We start from the raw sequence: 24,333 nt of genomic DNA, 5'->3' as shown, positions 1-24,333 counted from the left end.
CCTCCCCGCCTCAGTGCGTGGCCAAGGTGGTGATCGCCGCGGTGAAGAGGTCCATCTGGGCGTTGCGCACCACATTGAGCAGACCCCGCACCACCATGTTGTCGGCCGTGCTGCTGAGGTTGCTGCCGACGTAACCTTCCCAGAGCGCTTGTAGCTTCTGCGCAACGGGCGCCAGGCGTGCGCGCCAGAAGGGGTTGAAGAAGTTGGGCTGCTCGGTCCAGCTCCCCGGCCGGTGGTAATAGGCCATGCCCCGCGCCACGACGTTGAAGCCCTCGAAGGGGTAGCTGCTGGCATACCCACCGGGCGAGAGGTCGACCGTCGCCTGGCGCCCCGCCTGACGCCAACTGAACTCGACGGGTAACGCGTCGCTGGTCCGCGCGCGGCCGGCGCGGCCGAAGTCCTGGTGGTACTTGGTGAGAAAGATCCAGGTCGAGGGCTGGTTGAAGTCGCGCGTGCGGTCGCTGCTGGCGTTGAAGGCGAAGTAGGGCGCGAAGCCTGGCCACCAGGCGTGGCATTCGGGGCCGCTGCAGCTCGGTCCCCCCGCACCATGGACCCCGAGGTCACCGCTCACCGGATCGTGAGGGAGATCGTCGACCGGGAAGCCGATCTCGCCGAGAATGCGCCCCAGCTCACCGAAGCCGTCGGGAAGCTCGGCGCCGGTATCACCCATGCGGCCGCCAATCAGCCCACCGCCGAGTCGCGTGGCCCAGTCCCCCGCCTGCTTGACGAGCGCACCGGCCTGACCCACCACCTTGTTCTTGGCGTAGGCGACGACATCCCCGCTTTCGACCGCTCCAAGGACTTCCTTTGCGGCCGGCGAGACGGCGCCCAGCGCCCCCTTGGCGGCACCCACCAACTGCTCGGTGATGTGCTTGTCGAGCTTGCCGGTGGCGACGAACGCCTTGACCTGATCGAGCATGCCGTCGAGCTTCGCCATCCCGCCCTTGACGAGGGAGTCGAAGGAGAAGCCAGGGCCGAAGGCGTCGGCGACGCCCACCAGGAGCGTGGCGATGGCCAGCACGGAGCTGCTCTCGTAGCGCTTATGGAGACCCTCAGGATCGTCGTAGGCGGCGATGGCGTCGCCAAGGCTGTCGCCGCCCGCCCCCAAGACCTTGCTGAGGGCGAGGCCCAGCACCGGCACCCCGGGGATCAGCGCGCTCAGGCGACCACTGTCGACGTAATCATCGGAGCCGAGCACGGTGCCCAGCGAATAATTGCGACTCTTGCCGGGCTCGGGCGGACCGAAATCGGCGACGTTGCTGCCGTCGAGCGCGTAGCTCGTCGTCGGCTGGTGCAGCTCGCGCAGGCCGCCGTGAGTGATCGCCGCATCCTGGATGAAGGCCGTTTGACCGCGCTTGCCACCGCGATAGGAGGGCATGAAGGAGCCGAAGCCGACGGACCAATGCGCCACGCCCCGGTTGGAGACGAACATCGGCCAGCGCGTGGCGTTGCAAAGCTCGGCCATCACCCGATAGGCCTGGACCTCCGGCGCGCTCGCATGGGTCTCGCCGCGATGCCGCGTCACCCCGGCCACCGAGTACGCGCCGCCGGAGGCCACCCGCCCGAGATCGCCCAGGAAGGTGACGAAGGAGGGATTGACGCCGCTGCCGCGATCGAAGGCCTGATAGTACTCGAGCGAGTTGAGCGCCCCGTTGACGACCGTATTGAGGAAGGCGCGCCGGCTGCCGCCCGCTGCCAGGTCGGGATCGTTCTTCTCGACGTAGCCCTGCGCGCCGCCGAGCAGGTTGAGGTTCATCAACAGGGCGCGGCTGAGCTGCGTCCTCCAGACGACGTCGCGATTGAAGAGATGGATCGCCGCCACCATCGCATGCGCCATCGTCTCGGCCTTGGGGTAGATCTGGTTGCGTAGCTGGCCGAGCATCCAACGCAACGCCGCCACGACCTGGCCCAGCCCGGCCAGCGGAGGCGATAGGGCGGCCGCCTGAACACAGCACTTATGATGGTTTGCGCTGCAACACGCGCGCAGGCCCTTGAGCACCGCCGAGCCGATCAGATGCAAGGTGCTGAGGGTGTCCGTGCCCATGGCGAAGACGCCGATCTGGAAGCCGACCCAGGTGATGTAGCTCTGGACCATCATCGCCGTGTTGTAGTGGGCGATCTGAGCGCGGTTGAGGAAGGCGATGTAGTTGAAGGTTCGCGCTTCCTGGGCCGCCAGCGTATAGGCCGCCGAGTCGGCGGCGTTCTGCAGCTTGATCTTCTCATGCACCGCCTGTGTGAGATTGACCGTCGACATCAGCCCGAGCGCCAGCACCAGCGCGCCGAGCGCCGCCAGCGGCAAGGCCTGGCCCTGCTCCTCGCGGCAGCGCCGACCGAGCAGCGAGCGGCGCAGCGCGGGGCCGGCCATCAGTTCAACTCCAGGCTTTGGCGGTAGGGGTTGGACTGCATCCGCATCGTGTAGCTGGCGTAGATCGGCCACATGTAGACGCCGAAGCGCGAGAGCCGGATCGCCGCCGCCAGATCGCGCCCCTGAACCACGCCGCGCAGCAGCGCGGCGTAGTCTCGCCGCTGGGAATTGAGCCGGGCCACGCTGCGAAAGCCCGTCTCGCCTTCGCGCTCCTGCGGATTCCAGACCGCACCAAAGAGCTGCTGGCCGCCGCGCGCCGCCAGCCAGGCGCTGTGAATGACCCAGTTGGCGAAGGGCACGCGCAGCATGTACATGTAGCGCACCCGCACGCTCAGGCGCGTCCTGGGGGCCTGCCCCGGCTCTTCCGTATCGAAGTCGATTTCATGCGCCGCGCCGAAGTCGCCGGTGAGGGTGCCGACCATCTGCTGCAGACCGCCCGTCACCAGGCTGCCGACCGCATTGGTCAGCTCTCGGGGGTCGCGAATCTGCTGCACGCCCGCGAGCAACGTATCCATGCTGAGGCTGGGTAAGGCGTGCGTGCCCTGCTGCGCCGCACCGAGCTGCGGACTGAAGATATCCACCCGCACCAGGCGATCGTCGCTCGAGCCGAGCGCCTGGGCGATCGCGCCCGAGGCCGCCAGCTCGGCGGAGACCTGCGCCTGATTGAGCACCGCGTTGGCGCCGAGGGCGAGCTGAGCCTTGGCAGAGTTCATCACCTTCCCTGTCAGCCCTCCACCCTTCCCCAGCGGCTCGATGATGCCGGCGACGCCATCGCGAATGACCCCGACCGCCGCAGAGATCTTGCGGTGCACCTGGTAGATCAGCGCGCGCTGAATGATTCGGCGCATGAGCTGGAAGGGATCGCCGAGGCCCGTCTTCTCGCGCAGTCGCTCGTTGGTCGGCAGCAGCGAGATGATCGCCGCGTTCTCCATGATCAGGCGATCGGCGTTCCAGACGATTCCCGAACGCGCGGCGTTGAACGCCGCATACTCGGTCATCAGCCGCGCGTGCTGCATCATCACGAGCTGGATCACGCCGAGGACCAGAAAGACCAGCAGCGGAAGCACCAGCAGCGACTCGACGACCGCCTGGCCCTCCTCGTGCCGGCCGCGCTGTTCCGAGGAGCGGCGCCGGGGCGGGAGCGTGGGCGTGACGACGCAAAGGGGCATGGCGATCATTGTACCCGTGCCCAGCGGGAGCTCCATCGGTCAAATGGGGCGGCGCCGCGCGATGGCTGGGGCCCGAGGGTCGCGCCCGCCGCCGCGGGCCTTGCCCCCCGAGCCGGTCGTGGTTATAGAACGTGGTTAGAAAACGGGGCGCTGGCACAACAGCCGCGGTCGAGCAGCATGGCAGCCACATCAAAAGGCGGCGAGGAGCATCTCGGTTGCGGCCTCTACCGCACCACCGAGCCGATCGACGAGGACGTCCCGGCCGGCGCGCTGGTCTACTTCCACAACCACGGCGACCCCGGCCCCGGCGTCTATCTGCCCCAGGCCTGGAAGAACAACCGGGCGGTCTTTCACGAGCGCGGGACCGTCCTGCCCCATCCGGCCTACCGGGCGACCCTGCAGCCGCTGCGACACGAGGGCCTCTACCGCGTGCGTGAGCCCTTCTTCTGCTGCGAGGACCGCTGCCACTACTTCGAGCAAGAGCTCCTCGTGCAGCTCGGTTACAACGCCCGGGCCGACGCGATCCTCTTCGTGCCCCAGCTCGTCGAGGGCACGCTGGCGCTGCCCTCCGAGGGCACTCGGGTCGGCGACGACCAGCTCGGGAGGCTGACCCCGCTGCGGGTGGCAACGACCGCCGCCGAAAACGACGGCTCCGCCACCGACGCGCGCCCGCCCGGCGCCCCCACCTTGCATTAACAGCCCGTTGATCTATTGCGGACCGAGCGAGGTACGGAGCTGCGGCCCCCGCGGTGGGGGAGCGTCAAGAACGGGCTAAAGTGCGTCAAGGTGCGTCTAGGTGCGTCTGGGCGTGAGAGCCTCGCTAATGCCAGTCGCTCGGAACGAGCACGAAGGGCACCCGTACCGGGCTCGCCGACTCCGCCAGGGCACGCCAAAGGGTCGGGGGGTCGCTGACGAAACCCGAGCGCACGCCGAGCAGCTCCTCGACGCTCTCGCCGGCGTTTCCTACGGGCAGCCGAGCCAGCCCCGTGGCGCAGTTGAAGCCCTCCAAGGGTGCGTGGCCCCACAGCGCCGCGATCACCGGTTCATTCGGTTCAACCTCAAAGCCAGAAGAACCGTCGCAGAGCACGTCCACATCGATGCGTCTCGGCCGCGACGCGACCTGCGCCTGGCGGAGCAGAGCCGTGAGGCGTTCGAGCTCGCGTGCCTCGAGCATCAAGGGCGCGAACTCACTGGCGCGGGCGGGACCTGGGAAGGCGCACGGTATGTCAACCCTCAGCGACCAGCGCCCACTCCGACGCAGGAGATCCAGCCCCACACCGGACGCGCCGTCGCGCCCCGGCAGCCAGATTCCGGCATGCGGCTGGGGCTGACGCGTGAGCGCGAGCCACACCGCGCCCTCGGGGCCCGCCCCGAGGTCACGGCCCTTGCCGCGACCCCACCGCGCGTCGCTGGACTCCAGCTCGGTCCTGGGCTCGAGCTTCAGGCCTCTTGCGTTGGCCAAGGTCAGCCAGCTCTCGCTGCGGCGCTCGCCTCGGACGGCTCGCTCGACGTATCCGCACGCCCCGTGGGCAGCGTTTGCTTGGAGCGAGGGTCGCGCGACTCCGCCCCCCGCCGCCACGGCGCTTCCCGCCACCGTTGCGACGAGAAGCAGGCCGACGACTGCCGGCTTCAGCGCGCCCGCGCTGCTCCGTCTCATCCTCTCCTCCTCCCCAAGCCGGCATGCCCGCAAGAACGCTTGGCCACGCCAGCGTCGCCCGCTCTTGGGCAGACGATGGCCCAGCGTCGCTGAGTCGCGGCAGCAAATGGCGCGCCAGTCCCTCGAACGGCCAAAGAGTCGATCGGCGAGAAGGAAACGAGGTCCTGCCCCGCGATGCGGAATACCGGGAATGACGCTCAACTCGCGGCGCGGTCGAAGAATCAAGAACAGACGAGCGGATCGCGTTTCAAGCGCGCGAGACGCGCAGCAGCGCAAGCGCCAGAACTGGCCATCGACCGAAGCTCGGACATCCATCGCCGGAGTTCGAGCACCTCGACGGACCGGCCGCGGGAAGGGGAGGCTCGCCTCCGGCGGGGCAGCGCGGGCTGGTCGACCAACGGACGACTCCGCGTTCGACCCATCTCTTCATCTGTTCGACCCATCTACCAGCGCCCGCCGGCGCGCGAGGGGGCACGTCCCGCCTCACGCTCGCTCAGGGTTTGACGTAGAGCGCCCCGACCTGGAAGGTCTTCTGCTTGAAATCGGTGCCGCAGATCTTGGCGACGAGCCGCGTCCCTTTCGGGTAGTAGCAAGCGCCGAGATTGCTCTGGGTGGCCTCATCCTTGAGGTCGAGGACGCCGCGCTTGCCCAGCTTGAGCACGGGCGCGAAGCGGTAGACCTTGCCCGCCCCGATCAACCTGAAGGCCTTGTCCTTGGCCTCCGCAGCCTTGAGCACTCTGGCCGTCATGACGCACTTCGGAAAGGCGGCGTCCTCCACCTCCTGGACCTGGAGCAGCACCATATCGGGCTCCATCTTCGTCAGCTTCAGCTTCGCCCGCAGCGACGCGCTGCCATCGCCTTCGTTGACGGCCAGGGCGTCGACACCGGCGGCGAAGGGGTCCTCCTCGGCGCGAGCGTCACCGACCAGCACGAGCAGTCCGCCCAAGGCCAGCACGGCCACGCCGCGCCGAACCCAGGGTCCCACGGTTTTCCGGCGCCCGGCACTTCGAGTTCGCTTCATTTTCGTCGCTCCTTCCGCTTCTTCGCCGGGCCACGCCCGGAACCCTGTTGGACATCGATCGGCGGGGCCGCCTGGCAACGCAGCCAGCCGAAGGCGGCGGGTCGCAACGCGCGCCCCGCCAACTCGCCGACGATCCAGACCTTGCAACCGACGCGCGCGCGCAGGCGCTGGCGCAGCGCCGTCGAGGACTCGAGCAAGAGCACACGATCCGGCTGCCGCAAGACGAGGCGACCATCCCCCTCGAGGCGCAGCTCGCCGACCTGCGGACGCTGCCCGCCGACCTCTAGCAGCTCATAGCGCGCCACGACCACCGTCGGCTGCAGGAGCTTCTTTGGCCCCAGCTCGCCCCAGATCTTGACGGTGTGGCCGTGCAAGCGGAGCAGCTCCTCGGCCCCCCCGCCCGTCAGCAGGAAGCGGCGCCCCTGCTCATCGGTGATCTGCGGCAGCGCGCGATCGAGCTCGCGCACGACGGTGATGCTCCCGACGAGCACGACCTTGCCGCCGAGCGCCTTGCCGGGCACGGGTGGCGCTACCGCGGCGGCGCAGGCGCCGCTCGCCAGCAGCAGCCACCAGGCCACCGCCATGCGCTGAAACAATCGCATCGCGATTCCTCACCTCTCCCGCCGCGGTCTGCGAGGCCCCGCGCTCCGGGACCTCGACTGGCAAACCACCGCGCTACTTGAGCGTGATGACGGCATAGCCGAAGTCGGCGGCTGCGCTCGTCACCTTGACCCGGGCCTGACCACTCAGACCGTCCAAGAGATAGTACTTGGCGCTGGCGTTGGCGATCGCCCCGCTGGTCGTCCCCACCGCCAAGCGCTCCTCGAGCGGCCCGGCAAGCTCGACCTCGACGCCAGTCGCATCGCGCCGGCGACCGCGAAGCGTGACGCCGATCTTGGCGCCCGTCGTCGCGTCATCGATTGGCGCGCGATAGCTCACGAGCGGGGAATCGGTGACGCCGCGGCCGGAGACGCCGACCGTCACCAACCAGCGCTCGAAGGCGCCCTTGAAGCTGCCGTAGGTGGCCTCGACCGCCGCTCGTCCCTGCTGCGGCGAGCTGTGCAGCGCGGCGAGCCAGGCGGCTCCGCCGCCGTCGCTGATCGCGCCCTGGGCGCCGTAGCTGACGGCTCCCTTCTGCTCGAAGAGGAAGCGCACGAAGAGCAGCGCCATCGCACGCAGGCGCAGCGTGTCCTCGCCGCTCAGCAGCGCCGTGTCACCGAAGGTCGGGAAGAGCTCCTCGGCCAGCAGGGTGACGTTCTCCCCGCCGAAGCCGCAGGCATCCTCGGCAAAGTGCGACTGGCCCTCATCGAGCCAGAGCGCCTCGATCGCAGCCTGGCCGCCGCGCACGGCCGCGCGATACGACTTGGTGGCGAAACCGATCAGGTGCTGCAGCTCATGGGCGAGGATCGTCGAGAGCGCCGTCACGTCGGTGTCGCTCGACGGGGCTACCAGGTAGAGGATGTCCGCCTCGTTCGACTTCGGCTCCTCGGCCACCGGCACGAAGTCGCTGGCGACGAAGAAGCCGACGGCGTTGCCCTTCTGGGCCACCTTCGGCGTCACGACGATCCAAACGAGGCCGTCACCGTTGCGGTCCGAGGCCAGCGTCGGCTGGCCCTCGCGCAGCGGGGGATCGCCGAAGAGCGCAACATCTCGCGGATGGATCACGTCTTCGAAATTGCGCAGCAGCTCGTCCAGCGCGCCCTCGGCCACCGTCGTGCCGGTCTCGACGAGAATCGCCCCGCGGCTGCCCTTGCGCTTGACCTGGGCCGTGATCGTCTGAGCGGAGCTGGCAAAGGCCCCGACCTTCACCGTCGGCTGCGCGGCGCAGCTCCCGTGCGCGCAGACCTCGCTGGCCGCGCACTCACTGCTCAAGACGCAGCTTGCGCCGCTCAGCAGCCGGACGCGCTCCCCCGAGGGAGGCGCGGCGGCGAACTGGCGCGTCGCCTTGGCGGCGGTGGCCCGCGTCCACGCCTCTACCGCAAGCCGGCGCTGCCAGCGCTCCTAGCGGGGCCGATCGCGGACCCGCAGACCATAGGCCTGCGAGGCCACCCTCGGGTCTCCGGCGCTCACGCTGCGGGCGGAGGTGTTGCGCACCCCGCCGTCGGCGCCCGCGGCGCTGACCTCGACACTGAAGTCCAGCGCCTCGGCCTGAGCGCTCGCCGTCGAATAGGGCACGACGAGATACTGCGCGCCGCTGCGGGTGAAGCTCAGCTCCGTGGTCGCTCCGGCGGCGCGGAAGGTCACCAGCCCGGCCGGGAGCGTGGGCGGGACGACGCCCCCGTCAGTCCGCGCCGCACCACGGTCGCGCGTGCTACCCCCATCGGCCTCGTCGGTCGCGTCGCTGCAAGCGCCGACCGCCACCAGCGCCGTGGCCAGCGCGCCGACCCACCAGCAGGCGCTCCTGCTTCGCCTCGTTAGCCTGATCGACATTTGCGCCGTCCTCCATTGCGTTGCCCAGGGGCCTGCAGCGTGGTCTCGGGCGTCGTCGACTGTCAAGCGCCGGCTGCGCAAGCGTCGACGCCACGGCCCGCCTGTAGGGCGCGATCTTCAGCGCGGCGCGGGCCGCTGAAAGAAGCGCACGCCGAGCGCCTGCATCTGACGCTGATAGCGCTCGGCCCGCGCGCTATCGCCACGCGCCGCATAGTACTTCAGCAGCTCGCCGAGGGCCGCCACATCGGCCGGATTGAAGGCTGCCGCCAGCTCGAAGTGCTCGAGCGCGCGCTCCGCCTGCCCACGCTGCTGCAGGAGCAACGCCAGATTGTAGTGCGCCTGGCCGTTGCCCGGGTTGAGCGAGAGCTCGGCATGCAGGGCGCGTTGCGCCTCGTCGAGCCGCCCCAGCCGCAGCAGCACTGCGCCGAGGTTGCCCTGCAGCAGCGGCAGACGCGGCGCCAGCGCGATGGCCGCGCGGAAGTGCCGCTCGGCGCCGGCCAAGTCGTCGGCGAGGGTCAGCACCATGCCGCGATTTCCCTGGGCCAACGCCGAATGCGGTGAGGTGCGCACAGCCTGCGCCGTCAGTGCATCGCGGTCACGATAGGCCGCGCTGAGATCCCAGGACAACCACGCCAGCAGCGCGACCAGCAGCAGCGCGGAGGGGACGTAGGCAGGCGCCAGGCGCCGCGCCAAGGGTCTGTGGGCCAGCCCGCGCACGAGCGCCAAGGCGGCCACCAGCAGGCCGAGGAAGGGCACACCAGATCCGGCTCTCGATGATGATGAAGTCGGCGACCGGCAAGGAGGGCGCGATCCAGATCGCGAACCAGGCCAGACCCCAGAGCACCCGCCCGCGCTCCACGGGCCGCACCCAGCGAAGCAGGGCGAGCAAGAGCAGCAGCGCGACGATTCCCGGCAGCCAGCGACTGTCGCGCAGAATCGGCAGCACGGAGAGGTCGCGCGGCCAGACGATCTTGCCGAGGTAAACCAGGGGCGCGGCGGCATGGGCGAAGAGCGCTGCGACGTAGGCGCCCGCCTGCTTCTGCGTGCCGGCCAGCGCGACCGCCTGCCAGGTCGCAAACCAGGCGACCAAGACACTCGCCCAACCGATCCACAACGGCGTCAACCGCCTGGAACGTGGCCCGTCGGCCACCAGCCAGTGGTGGAGGAGCAGGGCCACGGGGAGCACGACGGCCGCCTCCTGGCAGAGCAGCGCGCCGCCCAGGCCAAGCAGGTGGACGGCCAACCAGAGGGGGCGTCGCCGCGCCAGCCACTCGATCCAGCCCAGGAGCGCGACCACGGTAAAGAGCCCGAGCAAGAGGTAGACCCGCCCGGGGATCCAGACCACCGCGCCGACCAGAATCGGATGCACCGCGAAGATCGCCGCCCCGGGGACGGCCAGGCGCAGCGCGAAGCCGAGCCGCAGGAGCAAGACGAGACAGAGCGCGCTCACCAGCGCGTGCAGCACGATATTCGTCGCGTGGTAGGCGGTGAGCCGACCGCCGGAGATCGCCGCGTTGAGCACGAAGCTGCCCGTCACGAGCGGCCGGTAGTACTTCTCGCCGGCGACCTGCGGGCGAAAGAACGTGCGACCGAAGACGCGCGGCAGGTTGCCGAGATCCGTCAGGTAGGGCAGGTCATCGGCGATCAGCAGGTTGTCGTCGAGGTAGGTGTAATCGAAGCCGTAGCTGCGCGCGTAGAGGCCACCGGCCAGCAGCGCAATCGCCACCGCCCAGATCACCGCCGCCCAGCGGCCCCTGCTGGCCGCCGGCACGCCCGCCGCTCGCCTCGGCGCCGCCGACCCACGGGGCTCGCTGAGTCCCGCCGCTGCGCCCGAGGCCTCGGGCGAGCGAACGCCCCTCCGTCTACGCGTCATCGTCCACCTCGTGGTCAACACTCCGCGCTATAGTCGCGACGTGCGCCGCGAACCGCCTCCACGCGAGCCCGTGATCCGGCCTTCGGCCCCCGTGGCGCTACTCGCGCTCGCGACGCTGACCGGCGGCTGCCTGACCTATCGTCCGATCATCGTCGATCGCAAGACGGACTTCGAGGCGCAGCTTCTCGGCCGCTTCGAGCGGCTGCACGAACGGCCCAGCGCCGCGGCCGCGCTGCCCCTGGCACGAGGCGCGACGGCGCTGGGGCGCGCCGACCGGCTGCTCGTCCAGGCGGTGCTCGACAGCGAGCTGCTGCGCGAGGCCACCCACCAGAGCAAGCGCGCGCAACTCGTCGGCGAAGGCCGCGAGGGGCTGCTGGTCGTCGTGACAATGCCAGCGAGCGACGATGAGCGTGAACGCCTCGCTCGGCTGGTGACCGAGGTGAACGCCTGGCGCCAGTCGTTGATGCAGGCCGTCATCGCCTCGGACGCCACGCTGAGCGCCAGCGACCTGCCAGAGGTGCAGCGGGTCTTTCATCGACTCCAGCGCGCGACCGCCGCGCCCGGCGACCTCGTCCAGGACGCGGACGGTCGCTGGACGGCGGCCGGCGCTCACTCACTGACGCCATCTCGACCCGCTGACTTCGCCCGATAGAGCGCCTGGTCGGCTCGGTGCAGGAGACCCGCCACCGCTTCGTTGTCGTCGCCGGACACCGCTACACCGCCGCTGATCGTCGTCTGGACGACGCAGTCGTTGAGCGCGTAGCGCCCCTCGCGCACCCGCGCACAGATCAGCTCGGCCAGCGCTCGGGCGCGAGCCAGCGACGCACCCGGCAGGAAGATGCAGAACTCGTCGCCGCCGAAACGGCAGGCCTCACCGTGTCCCTCGACCAGCTCGCCGATCAGGCGTCCGACCTCGCGGATCGTATGCGCGCCCATGTGATGGCCGTGGGTATCGTTGATCCGCTTGACCCCATCGAGATCCAGCATCAGCACGGCGAGCGGCCGACGCAACAAGGCAGCCGCGCGCACGGCCTCTTCGAGCAGCGAGTCGAAGCGGTGTTTGGCCAGCAGGCCGGTCAGGTCGTCGGTGCCGGCGAGCTGCTCCATCCGCCGCAGGTAGGTCGCCTCGGTCTCGTCGACGAGGGTGAACTTGATCACGGTCCGGCCGAGGAAGACCTTGTCGCCGTCCTGCAGCTCATGCGGCTGAGCGACGCGCGCCCCGTTGATCAGCGTGCCGTTGGTCGAGCCGAGGTCGTGCAGCAAATGCTTCCCAGCCGCGGAGCGCTCGACGAGCGCGTGGCGCCGCGAGATGCGACCGTCGCGCAGCTGCAGGCCGTGCGGTTCGCGCCCGATCACCGCCGCCTCGTCGATCAGCAGGTGCGAGCCGAGGTCGGCGGGAACGCCGTCGATGACGATCAAGGAGCCCTTGCGTCGCGTGTGATGGAAGCGCTGAAGGGCGTCCAGATCGATCGGAATCGTCTCGTCGGGACGCAGCGTCTCCGCCATCACGGGCACGCCGCTCGCGGGGGTCGTGTTCTGCTCTTCGCGCTCGACCGAGGGGTCCTCGAAGCTCGGACGGTGGTCGGTCATCAACTCCCCGGGGCGGACTTGATAGCATCCCGCTTGGAAGTGGGTCAAACAAGGTCGACCCGAGGGCGCGCGCTCGGCGGCGCCGCCTGAGCGCCCATTGTGCTATGGATTCGGCCAGGTGGGTGACCGGCGCTTGACCGGCGAGTAACTGGCGAGTAACTGGCGAGTAACGTTTGAGCGAGCTGCTGCACGGCATCGTCTTGGCAGCCGGCCACAGCACGCGGCTGGGCGCGCTGGGTCGCGAGCGCCCGAAGCCGCTGCTGCCGGTCTGCAACGAGCCCTTGCTGCGCTGGGCCCTGGCCCTGCTGCGGCGCGTCGGCGTCGTGGACGTCTCGGTCAATGCCCATCACCTCGGCGATCAGCTAGCAGCGCTGCTCGCCGCGGAGCGGCGCGACGACCTGGCCATCGAGCTCGTCGCCGAGGCCGAGCTGCTCGGTACGGGCGGCGGGATCAAGGCGTTGGCGCGCCGGGCCCCGGACCGCACCTGCCTCGTCGTCAACGGCAAGCTCGTCAGCGACGTCGACCTCGCGGCGGTCCTCGCCTTTCATCGCGAGCGGCGCGCGCTGGCGACGCTCGTCGTCTATCCCCATCCGCAGGCCAGGGCCTGGGGCGCGATCGGCGTCGATCACGCGCAGCGCATCGGCAGCATTGTCGGGCAAGAGGCGCCCGCCGCCGGCAAGCTCACGGACTACCTCTTCACGGGAATTCAGCTGCTGGAGCCCGAGGTCGTCGCCGCGATCCCCTCCGGCCCGTGCTGCGTCGTTCGCACCGCGCTGAGCGCCCTGCTGCGCAGCGGAGCCCCCTTGGCCGCCTGGATCCACGAGGGCTACTTCTACGAACACAGCACGATCCCTCGCTACCTCCAAGGCAACCTCAACCTGCTGGCGGGCGCGGCCGCGCAGGCGCCACGGCCAGGGCCTGTCGTGGGCGTCGACCCCACCGCGCGAATCGAAGCTGGGAGCCGCTTGATCGCGCCGGTGTTGATCGGGCCGCACGCTGTCGTAGGCGCTGGCGCGACGGTTGGCCCGGCGGCAGTGCTGGGCACGAAGAGCCAGGTGCGGCGAGGCGTCAGCGTCACCGAAGCCGTGGTCTGGTCGGGCAGCGATGTACGAGCGTCGATCCGACGGGCGATCGTGACGCCCGAGCAGATCGTTGCCGTCGATCTCGACCACGATCCCACGGCGGCGCCACGGTAGCGCCCCCCATGCCACGCGAAAAGACACGCGAACGCCTGGACCTGCTCTGCGTCGCCCGTGGGCTGGCGCCCAGCCGCGCGCGCGCGCAGGCGCTGATCGCCGCGGGGCAAATCCTCGTCGATGAGCGCGTCGTCGCCCAGGCCGGCACGGCGATCCCGCTGAAGGCCGAGCTCCGCCTGCGCGGGGAGCCCCTGCCCTTCGTCTCGCGCGGGGGCCTCAAGCTGGCCGCCGCGCTCGACCACTTCCAGGTCGCCTGCGACGGTGTCTTGGCGTTGGACATTGGCGCCTCGACCGGTGGCTTCACCGATTGCCTGCTGCAGCGCGGCGCGCGCCACGTCGTGGCCATCGACGTCGGCTATGGCCAGTTGGCCTGGAAGCTGCGTCAAGACACGCGGGTCAGCGTGATCGAACGGACCAACGCGCGCCAGCTCAGCGCCGAAGCGCTTCGGCAGCGGCTCGGTCCGGCGGAGGGATGGCCGCCAACGCTGGCCACCGTCGACGTGTCGTTCATTTCGCTGCGCCTCGTGCTGCCCTCGATCGTGACCTGCCTGGCGCCCGCGGCGTCGATCGTCGCCTTGGTCAAGCCGCAGTTCGAGGTCGGACGCGCAGGCCTGGCGCGTGGCGGCGTGGTGAGGGATCCGGAGACCCGCGCCAAGGCAATCAGCGACATCGCAGCGTGGGCGCGCGCGCGCGGGCTGACCGTGGTCGGCGGCGTCGACGCGCCGATCGCCGGCCCGAAGGGCAACCTCGAGCACCTCTTGCTGCTGACTACGCCGGCTCGAGCCGCGCCAGCACGACCGTGATGTTGTCCGTGCCACCGGCCTCGTTGGCCAACGCGATCAGCCGCTCGCAACCGCGGTCGAGGTCCTCCTCAGCCGCGACGGTGCGCTCGATCAGCGCATCGCTGAGCATGCCCGACAGCCCATCGGAACAGAAGAGGTAGAGGTCGCCGAGGCGCGCAACCTCGCGCCGCGTATCGACGCCGACCGCGTCCTTCATCCCCAGCGCGCGCACGATCACGTTCTTCTGCGGGAAGCGATCGGCGTCGCGGCGGTCGATCCGCTTCATCCGAATGTAATCATTGAGCAGCGAGTGGTCCTCCGTGAGCTGGGTCAGGCAGCCGTCGCGCAGCCGATAGATCCGGCTGTCACCGACATGCGCCAGCACGACCTCCTCGTCGCAGAAGAGCCCGGCCACCAGCGTCGTCCCCATCCCACGCAGGGCGCTATCGCGGCGCGCGGCCTGGTAGATTTCCGCGTTGGCGAGCCGAATCGCCGTCACCAGGCGGCTCTCGTGCCGCCGCCGATCACGGTCGAAGTGGAAGGGCCAGGTCGCGTCCTGTTCGTCGACGGTAGCGCTGAGATGGGCTGCGACGGTCGCCACCGCGAGCTGACTCGCCACGTCCCCGCAGGCATGGCCCCCCATGCCGTCGGCCACCAGGACGACGCGCTCGTCGACCGGCAGGTGCAGGGTATCCTCGTTGTGGGCGCGCTTCCGACCACGGTCGGTCTCGCCGGCGATCCGGACCCGTAGCCCTTCGAGGGGAAAAGACGAACTCATGGCAGGGGCCACGACGTTAGCATTCCGCTGGCACGAACACCACCTCGTCGCCGATCGCGCTTTGACTCAGCGTCACCGTCCCGACCGGCAGCTCGAGCGCGGCGCACGCCCCGCGAAGAAATCCGGACTGGCGCCACGGCCGCAGCGGTGCCACGAGGCCCACCACCCGGCCCTCGGCATCGAGGAAAATCACGTCGATCGCCACCCGCATCCAAGCGCCGTGGACGGCGGCGCAGGGCCGCAGCAGCAGCGCCTCGCCCGCCGCGAGCGGAGGCCGCCCGATCAGGCCGCGCAGCCGCTGCCACGACGTCAGCGCCAAGGCCAGCCGCTCCGCCAGGGGCCGGGCGCGGGTCGCGTTGAACACCCGGAGCCGTGCGCCGGCGCAGATCGTCGGCAGCGCGACGGCGGAGGAGGCGGCCAGCGGCTGCATGAGCGGCGGGTCGTTTGACATGGCTGCGATTGTCACCCGACAATGGTGCGCCTCCGAAATGAATCACGCCAAGGTGAACTCGTGGTGGAGCCGCAGACCGATGCGTCCCCAGATGTGCAGGGTGACCTGCAGCGCTATCCGCTGCCGCGGCTGCTCTATTACCTCTACAAGCGCTCGCTGCTCGGCCGGCTCGAGATCGACCGCGCCGAGGGTGGCACCGCAAAGGTCTTCTTCCGCGAGGGCGTGCCGATCCACGCGGATCTTCCCACGACCGAGGACCTCCTCGGTCGCGTCCTGCTGGAGAACGGCTGGATCACCGGCGAGCAATTCGAGCGCTCGCTCGCAGAGTATGCCGAGGGGCGCCAGCTCTACGGCCAAATCCTCCTCGGCATGGGCGCGATCACGGAAGAGCGCCTGGTGAACGCCTTGCAGCTCCAGCTGCGGCGCAAGCTCAATCGGGTCTTCTCCTACCAGGGCGCACCCTTCCGGCTCTTCAGCGGCGACCATGATCAGGGTCTGCGCGCCGACGCCGCTCGCGTCCGCGTCGATCCCCTGTGGTTGATTCACAATGGCGTGCGCAACGCGTTCGGCGCCGAACAGCTCGCGGGCGAGCTGAGCAAGCTCGCCGACACCACCGTCCAACTGCGGCCGGACTTCGCCAAGTGGTTGCCACGCTACGGCTTCGACAAGGAAGAGGGCGCGCTGCTGACGATCCTCGAGCGGGGCGCGCTGCCCGTGCCTCGCCTGGCGCGCATCAGCAATCTAGGACCCCTGGCGACGGATATGCTGCTCTACGTGCTTTGGGTTACCGAAGCCCTCGTGCTCGGCCAGGAGGAGATAGCGCCGAGCGCGAGCGCTGGGATCGCCAACAGCGCCGAGCCACCTCTGCGCGGCGGCTCGCCCGCGGGCACCGACCCGCAGCGACCTACCTCGGTACCCGATCTCACAGCGCTGGCCGGCCAGTTCGCGGGCACTCCGCCGGCCGGCGCGGTGGCTCGCGGTGCCGCCGGGCAGGGCGAGCCGCCCGCGGCGGCAGCGCGCTCGGGTTCTGGCGTCTATGCGGTCCCGCGACCCGGCCCGGGCAGCGCGGCCGCCAGGCGCGCCAATGCCCCCTCGACCTCGCCGGGCACAAGCGCAGCGGCCGGCAGCAGCCCGCGCGACGCCAGCAGCGGAGCCAAGCAGCGGGCGGCCGCCCGTGACCTGCGCGAGCTGATCGAGACGGCCAGCGCGGCGCTCGGCGGCAAGACCCACTTCGAGGTCCTGGCGCTCGAGCCGACGGCGACCGCGGCCCAGGTCCGCGACGCCTACTTCTCGCTGGCCAAGCAGTTCCACCCCGATCGGGTCCTTGGCCTGGGCCTGCGCGATCTCGCACAGAAGGCCGAGGAGCTCTTTCGCCGCACCAACGAAGCCTACACCGTGCTCGCGGACGCCAAGGCGCGCGCGGCCTATGAGGCGAGCCTCAGCCAACCTGCCGGAGCGAAGGACGAGGCCCGCACTGCGCTCGAGGCCGAGTTCTGCTTCCAGCGCGGCACAGTGGCCTTTCGCAAGAAGCAGTTCGCCAAGGCCTTGGAGGAGTTCACGGAGGCGCGTCGGCTCAGCGGCAGCGAGGGCGAGCATCTGGCGTGGATCGCGTGGACGACCTTCTGCGACCCGCAGGTGGACAAGGCCGCCGCGCTACCAAAGATTAAGCAACTGCTGCTCGAGTCGCTCGAGCTCGCGCCCAAGAACGCTCAGATCAACTACTTCCTCGGCGAGACCTACTTGGCGCTCGGGGAAGAGAGACGCGCGGTGGGGGCCCTCAACCGCGCGCTCGAGATCAAACCGGACCACGTCGATGCCCAACGCCGGATGCGGCTGATTCGCATGCGCGGCGAGAAGGAGGGTGGCGGCAAGGGCCAGGGGGCGCTCGGCGGGCTGCTCGACCGCTGGCGCAAGAAATAGAGAAGCAAAGGCGATGCCGCGCACGACCCCGCAGGGCGAACTCGGAATCAAGATCTACTACGAGGACACGGACTGCCTCGGGCTAGTCTACCACGCCAACTACCTGCGCTTCTTCGAGCGCGGTCGCACCGAGCTAATCGGCGCAGCCCTCGAGCGGCCGATCGCGGAGTGGAATGCGGCGGGATATCTCTTCGCCGTCTACAAGCTCGAGATCACCTTTCGCCGCGCCGCGCGCCTGGGTGAAAGCTGCCGTGTTCTGACGCGCTTCGACCCACCCCGGAGCGAGTACAGACTATGCGTCGATCAGCGGCTGCTGCGTGGCGATGAGCTGGTCTGCGCGGCGCAGGTTCAGCTCGTCTGCCTCGACGCGAGCTACGGCGTCCGCGCCTTCCCCGCGGAGCTGCTCGCGCTCCAGCCGGCGGCGACGCGCCGCTAGCGGCTCCAAGCGGCGAATGCCCGTGCAAGTCCATCTCAGCACGCTCGGCTGTCGCCTCAACGAGGCTGAGCTCCAGCGCTGGGGCAGAGCGCTGACGGCAGACGGGTTCACGGTCATCGAGGACGCCCGCGGCGCCGACGTCCTCGTGCTCAATACCTGCGCGGTGACGCGAGAGGCCGCGCGCAAGTCACGCCAGGCGCTGCAGCGCCTGCGCCAGGCGTGCCCCGAGGCCGCGCTCGTGCTCACGGGCTGCCTCGCGACGCTCGACCCTGCCGCGATCGGCCCGCTCCCCAGTGCCACGCTGCTGCTGCCCAACGCCGAGAAGGATCGCCTGCCCGAGCTGCTCCGTGAGCGCCTCCTGGGGCACGGCGCAGGACGCGCGCCCCTGCCTCGGCCGACGCCGAGCTTTTCCACGCGCCCGCTACGCCGCCGCACCCGAGCCTTCGTCAAGGTGCAAGATGGCTGCCGCTACCGCTGTGCCTTCTGCGTGGTGACGCTGGCGCGCGGCAGCGAGCGCAGCGTCGCCTGCGAGGCGGTCGTTGCCGAGGTGGCGGCGTTGGCGGACGCGGGGTGGCAGGAGGCGGTCTTGACCGGTGTCCACCTCGGAGGATGGACCGAGCGACCTGCCCAACGGCTCGACACGCTCGTCCGGGCCGTGCTGCAGCGGACACGCATCGCGCGCCTGCGCCTCTCCTCCCTCGAGCCCTGGGACGTGCCGGCGGCGCTCTGGGCGCTCTGGGAAGACCCACGCCTCTGCCCGCACCTGCACCTGCCGCTGCAGAGTGGTTCGGACCGCCTCCTGCGACGCATGGGGCGCCGCGGCGACCGCGCCAGCTACCTACGTTTGCTCGCGGCGGCGCGCCGCGCCATCCCCCACCTCGTGCTCAGCGTCGACCTGCTGGTCGGCTTTCCCGGGGAGACCGACGAGGACTTCGCGCAGACCCTGAGCCTCTGCCAGGAGGCCGGGCCTGCGCACGTCCATGTCTTCCCGTTCTCGCCGCGCCCAGGCACCGCCGCGGCCCGTTTCCCCCAACACCTGGCGCCCGCGGTGGTGCAGTCACGCGCCGCGCAGCTGCGCGCGCTGAGCGACGACCTCAGGCGGATCGAGCTCGCGCGCTGGGTCGGCAGCCGTCGTCCGGTGCTCTGGGAGGGAGCGGGGGCGCCGATCGAAGGCGGAGGCGCTCGGCGTTGGTGGGGGCTGACCGATAACTATCTGCGGGTCACCAGCACGACCGCCGCGACGGTCGTGCTGGCGAATCGAATCGAGTCGACGCGCTTGGTCGCGGCGCACTCGGCGCACCTCGTCGGCGCGCTCACGCCACGGTGATTTCCTTGGCCAGGTAGATATCCTGGATCGCATTGAGCAGCGCGATGCCCTCGGCCACCGGCCGCTGAAAGGCCTTGCGCCCCGAGATCAGGCCCGTACCACCACCGCGCTTGTTGATCACGGCGGTCCGCACCGCCTCGGCCAGATCGCCAGCCCCGCTGGAAGCACCGCCGGAGTTGATCAGGCCCATCCGGCCCATGTAGCAGTTCGCGACCTGCCAGCGGACCATATCGATCGGATGATCGCTGCTCAGCTCACTGTAGACGCGCGGATGCGTCTTGCCGAACTTCAGCGCCGTGAAGCCCGGCGCGTTGGTGGTCGGCAGCTTCTGCTTGATAATATCGGCCTGGATCGTCACACCCAGGTGGTTGGCCTGCGACGTCAGGTCGGCCGCCGTGTGGTAGTCGACGCCGTCCTTGACGAAGCCCGGGTTGCGCAGGTAGCACCACAGGATCGTCGCCAAGCCGAGCTCGTGCGCATGCTGGAAGGCCTGCGAGATCTCCACGATCTGCCGGTTCGACTCCTCGGAACCGAAGTAGATCGTCGCGCCGACGGCCGCCGCGCCCATGTTCCAGGCCTGCTCGACATCCGCGAAGAGCACCTGGTCGAAGGTGTTCGGATAGGTCATCAGCTGGTTGTGATTGATCTTGAGGATCAGCGGCAGCTTATGCGCGTAGCGCCGCGCCACGGCGCCGAGGGCGCCGAGCGTGCTGGCCACGCCGTTGCACCCGCCATCGAGCGCCAGCTTAGCGATGTTCTCCGGATCAAAGTAGATCGGGTTCGGCGCGAAGGAGGCAGCACCGGAGTGCTCGATGCCCTGATCGATCGGCAGGATCGACAAATAGCCCGTGTTCGCCAAGCGACCGGTGCCAAATAGCCGCTGCAGGTTGACGAGCACCTGGGGATGACGATCGGACTGGACGAACACGCGATCGAGGAAGTCCGGCCCCGGCAGCGCGAGCTGCTCCTTGGGGATCCCCCTACAGGTGTGGCTCAGCAGGCTCTCGCCGTCCTTGCCAAGCTGTTCAACAACACGACCCATCGTACTCATCGGCTCACCCTCCTGACGCGCCCGCCGCCTGACGTAGCGCGCCGACTCATGCATCGCTCTGAGGCGGATTTGCTGTTAGCGCCATCGTGGCCCAACCGCGCGGGCTTTTACCACCAGCCTCGCCAATCCGCAAACAGACCGGCGCCGAGCCGCCGAACGATCCTCTCCCGACTCGCTAACGGCCCTCCTGAATCGCTAAGGGCGCCTGGATCGCTGCCGGCCCCTCGACCGCCACCGGGTCGATCGCCACCCGACGCTCGGGACAGGCCCTGCCCTGCCCTGCCGACGGCGACGCGCTTTGCTGCGCTGTTGCTGCGCTTGCCTTGCCCGACGGCCCATGGTATCCGGGCGCGTCGAAAACACACGCTCTGTGGGCTTCTATCCGGCGTGCTCCCATACGGGGGTGAAAGTAGAAGGCGACCCGCGGGCGGAGGAACGGTCACGCTGGCCCCATGACCATGGAGCCAGCCGGCCGCATAACGCCAGGAGACAAGAAGATGAGTGACCTGAGCTCGGGGACCCTCCCCACAGCACCGGCGCCGAACACCGTGCCGAACACCGTGCCGAACACCGTGCCGAACACCGTGCCGAACACCGTGCCGAACACCGTGCCGAACACCGTGCCGGTGACAACGGCGCCGCCGACCACCGCTGACGGCGAGTCGCTGACGATGCGAGCCCTGCTCGAGGCGGGCATGCACTTCGGGCACCAGACCAAGCGCTGGAACCCGAAGATGCGGCAGTACATCTACGGCACGCGCAACGGCATCCACATCATCGATCTGCAGCAGACGCAGCCGCTCTTTCAGGCCGCGTTCAAGAAGGTGATCGAGGTCGTGTCGAACGGCCAGAGCGTGCTCTTCGTCGGCACCAAGCGCCAAGCCCAAGAGGTGATGCGCGAGGAGGCCACGCGCTGCGGGATGTACTTCGTCACCAACCGCTGGCTCGGCGGCACCTTGACGAATTTCCGCACCGTGCGCGGCAGCATCGAGAAGCTGCGAACCATCGAGACGATGATCCAGACCGAGGGCGAAAAGCTGATAAAGAAGGAGCGCCTGCGCCTCGATCGCAGCGCCCTGAAGCTCGACCGCAACCTCGGCGGCATCAAGGACATGGCCACGTTGCCTGGCCTGCTCGTCGTCGTCGACCCGCGCAAGGAGCGCATCGCCGTCGCTGAGGCGCGCCGGCTCGAGATCCCGATCGTCGCGCTCACGGACACCAACTGCGACCCCGACACGGTGGACTACGTTGTCCCGGCGAACGATGATGCCATTCGCTCGATTCGACTCTTCGCCGCCCGCCTCGCGGATGCCTGTCTCCTCGGACAGCGCTTCGGGCGCGTACGCGCGGTGGCGGTCAATCGCGAGCGCGACCAACAGCGTGAGCACGCCGCGTCTGAGCCGATTCGCGTCGCCTCCGGCGGTGACGGACCGAAGGTCGAGGTCGTTTCGCGCCGCAGCGGCCCACGCCCCGAGCCCGAGGCTGCGGCCACGCCAGACGAGAACGCGAAGTAGGGATCCAACGGGCCTCAGGCCGCGCGGGGACGAGCCGCCGGCGGCCGACCCCGCGCCACCGGGCCCAGGTTTCAACCCGTCCCGTGCTCGCACACCCTCGGCCGCCACGCGCCGGCGCCATAGCGCCAGCAGCGGATTCGCGGCCCTAACGAAGTATCAGGGAGAGTAAGTCATGGCTGAAGTCACCGCACAAATGGTCAAGGAGCTGCGCGATCGAACCTTCGCCGGCTTCACCGACTGCAAGAAGGCGCTCGTCGAGTGCGACGGCGACCTCGAGAAGGCGGCCGAGTTCCTGCGCAAGAAGGGCCTCGCGACGGCCGCGAAGAAGGCCGGCCGGAGCGCCAGCAACGGCCTCGTCCACGCCTACATTCACTCGGGCAGCAAGATCGGCGTGATGGTCGAGGTCAACTGCGAGACGGACTTCGTCGCCAAGACCGATCAGTTCCAGGGCTTCGTCCGCGACGTGGCGCTGCAGATCGCGTCGATGGCGCCGCGCTTTCTCGTGCCGGCCGACATCCCCGCCGAGGTGATCGAGAAGGAGCGCGAGATTCGCACGGCCCAGGCACGCGAAGGCGGCAAGCCGGAGGCAGTGCTCGCCAAGATCGTCGAGGGTCAGATCGAGAAGTGGTACGGCGAGGTCTGCCTGCTAGAGCAAGTCTACGTCAAGGACAGCAAGCGCAAGATCAAGGACCTGCTGACCGAGCTGATCGCCCAGCTCGGCGAGAACTGCAAGATCCGGCGCTTCGCGCGCTGGGAGGTCGGCGAGGGCATCGAGACGACCGCGACCTAGTCCGCGCCGAGGAGGCCTGCGTGCCCTTCAGACGAGTCCTGTTGAAACTTAGCGGCGAGGCTCTGCAAGGCGGGCCCGACCGGTCGATCGACACCGCGAAGCTGGCGGCGATCGCCGCCGAGATCGACGGTGCGGTCGCGCTCGGCATTCAGCCGGCCGTCGTCATCGGCGGCGGCAACCTCTTCCGCGGACTGACCGGCGCGGCCTCGGGGATGGACCGTACGGCCGCGGACACGATGGGCATGCTCGCCACCGTGATGAACTGCCTCGCGATGCAAGATGCCTTGGTGCGGCGCGGTCGCCCGACCTCGGTGCTATCGGCCATTCCAGTGATGCAGGTCTGCGATCCCTTCACGCGCCGCGAGGCGATCGCCCGACTCGACGCAGGCGAGGTCGTGCTGCTCGCCGGCGGCACCGGCAATCCCTATTTCACCACCGACACGGCGGCGGCGCTGCGCGCGCTCGAGGTCGGCGCCGAGGTCCTGCTCAAGGCCACCGGCGTCGATGGGATCTACGACTGCGACCCGCGTGTGCACCCTGAGGCGCGCCGCTTCAACGAGATCACCTACCTCGAGATGCTCGAACGGCGGCTCAAGGTGATGGACTCGACGGCGGTCACGCTTTGTCGCGACCACGCGCTGCCACTGGTGGTCTTCAGCATGGCCCAGGCGGGAAACATCGCGCGCGTGCTCGGCGGCGACCACAGCGTCGGGACGCGCGTGCTGGAGCGCTAGGTCCAGCGTGCCGAGCACCCGGCGACGACGCTGGGGACGGAAGGAGACTCGCAGATGATCGACGAGGTAATTGCCGAACTCGGCGTCAAGATGAGCGCCACGATCGAGAATCTCAAGCGCGACCTCGCCCGGCGGCGTACCGGCCGCGCGAACGTGGCGTTGCTCGAGGGAATCAAGGTCGAGTACTACGGCACGCTCTCGCCCCTCAATCAGGTGGCCTCGGTCCAGGTGCCCGACCCGCGCCTGATTACGGTCAAGCCTTGGGATAAGGCGTTGGTCCCGCTAATCGAGAAGGCGTTGCAGCAGTCGTCGCTCGGCCTCAACCCCAGCTCCGATGGTGAGCTGGTTCGCGTCCCGATCCCGCCGCTCACGGGCGAGCGGCGCAAGGACCTCGTCAAGGACGTGCGCAAGGTCGCCGAGGAGATGCGGGTGGTCCTGCGTGGGCATCGCCGCGACGCCAATGAGATGGCGCGCGAGCTGGAGAAGGATGGCACGGTCTCGGAAGACGCCCTGCACCGCGGCCTGGCCAAGATCCAGGAGCTGACGGACGAGCACGTCAAGCAGGCCGACGAGCTGGTTGCCGCCAAGGAAAAGCAGATCCTCGAGGATTGAGCGCGCCGCGACCGACGGCGTCGTGACGAGGAGGTGAACGCCCCACCCTCGGCGGCGCTCCGGCGGGGCGCTACGTAGTGATCCGCTACGTAGTGATCCGCTACGTAGTGATCCGCTACGTAGTGATCCGCTACGTAGTGATCTGGGCGCGCACGGCAGCCACCAGCTCCGTGACCATCCTCTGCCCCTCGGCCAGCAGCTCGGGGCTTCGGATATACTCGCCCTTGGCATCGAGGAAGGGCCCCGCCGTAAAGCGCATCGCGCAGCGAAAATTGGGCGCCTTCAGCAAGTAGGCGCCGCCCCGCTCCTTCAGCGAAGCACCCTTCATCGTCAGCGCAACGACCTCAGCCGCGCCCTTCTCGGGCGTAACGATTCGCACGAGCGTCCCCGAGGTCGTCAGGCCGAGGTAGCCTTCGGTCTGACCGAAGACGAGCCGCCTCAGGCCGTCGAAGGAGAAGAAGAGCACCCGGACGCGCAGCAGGGGACCCAGAATGGCGTAGATAATCGCCCAGATGCCGACCGGAACATCCTCGTAGACCAGCGCACCAGTCAGCGGCGTCCCGGCATCCTTGCTGACATGCGCCGTAAGCGCCTCCCGCGAGCTCGACATGACGCCCCCTCCTCGTATTCTTCCCGT

25 protein-coding genes are annotated in these 24,333 nt (G+C 69.3%); 11 read left to right on the top strand and 14 right to left on the bottom strand.

The annotated features are described in order from the left end of the window. Positions 1–10: 10 nt before the first annotated feature. Positions 11–2,365, bottom strand: a complete 2,355-nt coding sequence (locus IPL40_01330) for a hypothetical protein (GenBank protein MBK8479811.1) — start codon at positions 2,363–2,365, stop codon at positions 11–13. Next, positions 2,365–3,534 (bottom strand): pilus assembly protein, encoded by a 1,170-nt coding sequence (locus IPL40_01325; GenBank protein ID MBK8479810.1) that lies wholly within the window; start codon positions 3,532–3,534, stop codon positions 2,365–2,367. The genes IPL40_01330 and IPL40_01325 overlap by 1 nt, the downstream gene beginning before the upstream one ends. A gap of 177 nt (positions 3,535–3,711) precedes the next feature. Between IPL40_01325 and IPL40_01320 the strand changes: the two genes are divergently transcribed. Further along, on the top strand, positions 3,712–4,230 hold the full coding sequence (locus IPL40_01320) for a hypothetical protein (protein ID MBK8479809.1): 519 nt from the start codon (positions 3,712–3,714) through the stop codon (positions 4,228–4,230). Between the two features lie 124 nt (positions 4,231–4,354). Here IPL40_01320 and IPL40_01315 read toward each other — a convergent pair whose 3' ends face one another. The 7 genes from IPL40_01315 to IPL40_01285 all read right to left on the bottom strand — a co-directional run bounded on the left by IPL40_01315 (position 4,355) and on the right by IPL40_01285 (position 10,515). Then, entirely contained in the window at positions 4,355–5,191 is an 837-nt protein-coding gene (locus IPL40_01315) for a hypothetical protein (protein ID MBK8479808.1), read from the bottom strand. Positions 5,192–5,684: 493 nt separating this feature from the next. Next, positions 5,685–6,212 (bottom strand): hypothetical protein, encoded by a 528-nt coding sequence (locus IPL40_01310; GenBank protein ID MBK8479807.1) that lies wholly within the window; start codon positions 6,210–6,212, stop codon positions 5,685–5,687. Further along, positions 6,209–6,814: a hypothetical protein gene (locus tag IPL40_01305; GenBank protein MBK8479806.1), complete on the bottom strand. Its 606-nt coding sequence runs from the start codon at positions 6,812–6,814 to the stop codon at positions 6,209–6,211. The genes IPL40_01310 and IPL40_01305 overlap by 4 nt, the downstream gene beginning before the upstream one ends. 73 nt (positions 6,815–6,887) lie before the next feature. After that, positions 6,888–8,084 (bottom strand): hypothetical protein, encoded by a 1,197-nt coding sequence (locus IPL40_01300; GenBank protein MBK8479805.1) that lies wholly within the window; start codon positions 8,082–8,084, stop codon positions 6,888–6,890. Positions 8,085–8,213: 129 nt separating this feature from the next. After that, positions 8,214–8,642 (bottom strand): hypothetical protein, encoded by a 429-nt coding sequence (locus IPL40_01295; protein ID MBK8479804.1) that lies wholly within the window; start codon positions 8,640–8,642, stop codon positions 8,214–8,216. A 117-nt stretch (positions 8,643–8,759) separates the two neighbouring features. Beyond that, positions 8,760–9,167: a tetratricopeptide repeat protein gene (locus IPL40_01290; GenBank protein ID MBK8479803.1), complete on the bottom strand. Its 408-nt coding sequence runs from the start codon at positions 9,165–9,167 to the stop codon at positions 8,760–8,762. A gap of 70 nt (positions 9,168–9,237) precedes the next feature. Beyond that, complete coding sequence (locus IPL40_01285) at positions 9,238–10,515, bottom strand: hypothetical protein (protein ID MBK8479802.1); 1,278 nt, start codon at positions 10,513–10,515, stop codon at positions 9,238–9,240. 70 nt (positions 10,516–10,585) lie between these two features. Here IPL40_01285 and IPL40_01280 point away from each other — a divergent pair, with 70 nt between their 5' ends. Continuing rightward, entirely contained in the window at positions 10,586–11,167 is a 582-nt protein-coding gene (locus tag IPL40_01280) for a DUF1318 domain-containing protein (GenBank protein MBK8479801.1), read from the top strand. Here IPL40_01280 and IPL40_01275 read toward each other — a convergent pair. Next, positions 11,125–12,105: a GGDEF domain-containing protein gene (locus IPL40_01275; protein MBK8479800.1), complete on the bottom strand. Its 981-nt coding sequence runs from the start codon at positions 12,103–12,105 to the stop codon at positions 11,125–11,127. The genes IPL40_01280 and IPL40_01275 overlap by 43 nt on opposite strands. A 173-nt stretch (positions 12,106–12,278) precedes the next feature. Between IPL40_01275 and IPL40_01270 the strand changes: the two genes are divergently transcribed. Continuing rightward, positions 12,279–13,301, top strand: a complete 1,023-nt coding sequence (locus IPL40_01270) for an NDP-sugar synthase (protein ID MBK8479799.1) — start codon at positions 12,279–12,281, stop codon at positions 13,299–13,301. 8 nt (positions 13,302–13,309) lie between these two features. After that, entirely contained in the window at positions 13,310–14,104 is a 795-nt protein-coding gene (locus tag IPL40_01265; protein MBK8479798.1) for a TlyA family RNA methyltransferase, read from the top strand. Here IPL40_01265 and IPL40_01260 read toward each other — a convergent pair. Continuing rightward, the gene (locus tag IPL40_01260; GenBank protein MBK8479797.1) at positions 14,070–14,861 is read right to left on the bottom strand and encodes a Stp1/IreP family PP2C-type Ser/Thr phosphatase; all 792 of its coding nucleotides are present in this window, start codon (positions 14,859–14,861) and stop codon (positions 14,070–14,072) included. The genes IPL40_01265 and IPL40_01260 overlap by 35 nt on opposite strands. A 16-nt stretch (positions 14,862–14,877) precedes the next feature. Continuing rightward, positions 14,878–15,312, bottom strand: a complete 435-nt coding sequence (locus IPL40_01255; GenBank protein MBK8479796.1) for a DUF192 domain-containing protein — start codon at positions 15,310–15,312, stop codon at positions 14,878–14,880. Positions 15,313–15,375: 63 nt separating this feature from the next. Between IPL40_01255 and IPL40_01250 the strand changes: the two genes are divergently transcribed. The 3 genes from IPL40_01250 to IPL40_01240 are packed head-to-tail and all read left to right on the top strand — an operon-like array spanning position 15,376 to position 18,995. Then, entirely contained in the window at positions 15,376–17,232 is a 1,857-nt protein-coding gene (locus IPL40_01250; protein MBK8479795.1) for a DnaJ domain-containing protein, read from the top strand. Between the two features lie 13 nt (positions 17,233–17,245). Further along, positions 17,246–17,668 (top strand): thioesterase family protein, encoded by a 423-nt coding sequence (locus tag IPL40_01245; protein MBK8479794.1) that lies wholly within the window; start codon positions 17,246–17,248, stop codon positions 17,666–17,668. Between the two features lie 16 nt (positions 17,669–17,684). Further along, positions 17,685–18,995, top strand: coding sequence for a MiaB/RimO family radical SAM methylthiotransferase (locus tag IPL40_01240; GenBank protein MBK8479793.1), 1,311 nt, complete (start codon positions 17,685–17,687; stop codon positions 18,993–18,995). Here the strand turns inward: IPL40_01240 and IPL40_01235 are convergent. After that, a complete protein-coding gene (locus IPL40_01235; GenBank protein MBK8479792.1) occupies positions 18,982–20,046 on the bottom strand; it encodes a class I fructose-bisphosphate aldolase in 1,065 nt (354 codons plus the stop codon). The two genes, IPL40_01240 and IPL40_01235, sit on opposite strands and share 14 nt — an antisense overlap. A 671-nt stretch (positions 20,047–20,717) precedes the next feature. Between IPL40_01235 and rpsB the strand changes: the two genes are divergently transcribed. The 4 genes from rpsB to frr all read left to right on the top strand — a co-directional run bounded on the left by rpsB (position 20,718) and on the right by frr (position 23,696). Beyond that, positions 20,718–21,560 (top strand): 30S ribosomal protein S2, encoded by an 843-nt coding sequence (gene rpsB / locus IPL40_01230; protein MBK8479791.1) that lies wholly within the window; start codon positions 20,718–20,720, stop codon positions 21,558–21,560. Positions 21,561–21,732: 172 nt separating this feature from the next. Next, on the top strand, positions 21,733–22,350 hold the full coding sequence (gene tsf / locus IPL40_01225; protein MBK8479790.1) for a translation elongation factor Ts: 618 nt from the start codon (positions 21,733–21,735) through the stop codon (positions 22,348–22,350). 20 nt (positions 22,351–22,370) lie between these two features. Then, complete coding sequence (locus tag IPL40_01220) at positions 22,371–23,084, top strand: UMP kinase (GenBank protein ID MBK8479789.1); 714 nt, start codon at positions 22,371–22,373, stop codon at positions 23,082–23,084. Positions 23,085–23,138: 54 nt separating this feature from the next. Continuing rightward, positions 23,139–23,696 (top strand): ribosome recycling factor, encoded by a 558-nt coding sequence (frr, locus tag IPL40_01215; GenBank protein MBK8479788.1) that lies wholly within the window; start codon positions 23,139–23,141, stop codon positions 23,694–23,696. Between the two features lie 130 nt (positions 23,697–23,826). On the opposite strand, the gene IPL40_01210 is transcribed toward frr, so the two are convergent. Further along, positions 23,827–24,306, bottom strand: a complete 480-nt coding sequence (locus IPL40_01210) for a hypothetical protein (GenBank protein MBK8479787.1) — start codon at positions 24,304–24,306, stop codon at positions 23,827–23,829. Positions 24,307–24,333 lie beyond the last annotated feature (27 nt).

This window comes from Pseudomonadota bacterium (genome assembly GCA_016711215.1).
Classification (GTDB): Bacteria; Myxococcota_A; Polyangia.
Note: the sequence above shows the minus strand (reverse complement) of the source record. Positions and strands in the feature narration are given on the sequence as shown.